This is a genomic window from Sulfitobacter sp. HI0040 (assembly GCF_001634885.1).
Classification (GTDB): Bacteria; Pseudomonadota; Alphaproteobacteria; order Rhodobacterales; family Rhodobacteraceae; genus Sulfitobacter.
The window spans coordinates 1-1643 of the sequence record NZ_LWEX01000206.1 but is presented as its reverse complement, the minus strand read 5'-3'; the positions used below and the strand labels follow the sequence as shown (position 1 = coordinate 1643).

Here is a 1643-nt window from a genome sequence, read left to right as displayed (position 1 = left end):
GGCACCCCAGGTAACGGAGGCCCTGCCCTCCCAGCCCATCGATCCGCCCACCATCACCGTGACCTTCGGCATCAACGATTCCCCGCTGGCCGGGCGGGACGGCAAGAAGGTCCAGTCCCGGGTGATCCGCGAGCGCCTCTTGAAGGAAGCGGAATCGAACGTCGCGATCAAGGTATCCGATACTCCGGGCGGCGAAGCCTTCGAAGTCGCGGGCCGGGGCGAGTTGCAGATGGGCGTTCTGATCGAGAACATGCGCCGCGAAGGCTTCGAACTCTCGATCTCCCGCCCGCAGGTTCTGTTCCGTGAAGGCGAGAACGGCGAGCGGCTGGAGCCCATCGAGGAAGCGACGATCGACGTGGACGACGAATATTCCGGCGCGGTCATCGAAAAGATCACCGGGGCGCGCAAGGGCGAACTCGTGGAGATGAAGCCCGCCGGCGCCGGCAAGACCCGCATCGTGGCCCATGTGCCGTCACGCGGGCTGATCGGCTACCACGGCGAGTTCCTGACCGATACCCGCGGCACCGGCGTCCTCAACCGCGTCTTTCACGGCTGGGCCCCGCACAAGGGGCCGATCCCCGGCCGCCGCGCGGGTGTCCTGATCTCCATGGAGAACGGAACCTCGGTGGCCTATGCGCTGTGGAACCTCGAAGAGCGTGGGCGCATGATGATCGGCGCGCAGGCGGACGTCTACACGGGCATGATCATCGGCGAGCACAGCAGGGACAATGATCTTGAGGTGAACCCGCTCAAGGGTAAGAAGCTGACCAACGTCCGCGCCTCCGGTACCGACGATGCGGTTCGCCTGACAACGCCGATCACGCTGAGCCTCGAAGAAGCGATTGCCTATATTGACGACGATGAACTGGTCGAGGTCACGCCCAACGCAATCCGGCTGCGCAAGCGGTATCTGGACCCGCATGAGCGCAAGCGAATGGCAAAGGCGGGCTGAGAGCGCGGGACCGGGGCCAGCCCCGGACCCCGGGATTTCAAGCCATTTGGAAGAAGCGGGCTGCTATTCGTCGGTTTCGACGATGAGCAGTTCGCGCTCCGACGCGCCGCGCGCATGTTCGAGCGCTGCCTGATAGGCATCTGAGCGATAGCAGGCCTCAGCCGTTTCGACGTCTGGAAAACGGGCCACCACGTTGCGCGGACGCTCGCGCCCTTCAAGCTGGACGAAGCGGCCCCCGCGGGCGATGAACTTGCCGCCGTGTTCGGCGATGGCGCGCGTGGCACCGGCGGCGTATTTCTTGTAGGCCTCTTCATCCGTCACGGTCACATGGGCGATCCAGAGTGCGGGCATGTGCTATCCTTTCAGTAATGTTTCGACGGCGGCGATGGCCTCATCGGCGTTGGCGGCGTCTTTCGCGCCGCCCTGCGCCATGTCCGCCCGGCCGCCGCCCCCCTTGCCGCCGAGTTTTTCGACAGCGGTGCGGACGATGTCGACTGCGGAATATTTGCCGGTCAGATCGTCGGTGACCCCGGCGGCGATTGCCGCCTTGCCGTCGGCATCGGCGATCAGCAGGACGACGCCGCTGTCAAGTTGTTTTTTATGTTCGTCCACCAGAGCGGGCAGATCACGGCCTGTCACCCCGGTAAGCTTGCGCGCCATGAAGGGAACGCCATCGATCTCGCGCAGATCG

Annotated in this window: 2 protein-coding genes and 1 pseudogene; 1 reads left to right on the top strand and 2 read right to left on the bottom strand. The window is 64.8% G+C overall.

The features are described from left to right. Window positions 1–952: pseudogene (locus A3728_RS12115) on the top strand (translational GTPase TypA); the annotation flags it as partial. 63 nt (window positions 953–1015) lie between these two features. On the opposite strand, the gene A3728_RS12110 reads toward A3728_RS12115, so the two are convergent. Next, window positions 1016–1303: a DUF1330 domain-containing protein gene (locus A3728_RS12110; RefSeq protein ID WP_067923933.1), complete on the bottom strand. Its 288-nt coding sequence runs from the start codon at window positions 1301–1303 to the stop codon at window positions 1016–1018. Between the two features lie 3 nt (window positions 1304–1306). Beyond that, on the bottom strand, window positions 1307–1643 hold a 337-nt coding region (locus tag A3728_RS12105), incomplete at its 5' end, for a DHHA1 domain-containing protein (RefSeq protein WP_236630486.1).

Coding starts and splice junctions, on each gene's coding strand:
- A3728_RS12110 (WP_067923933.1), bottom strand. CDS start 1,303: ATGCCCGCACTCTGGATCGCCCATGTGACCGTGACGGATGAAGAGGCC.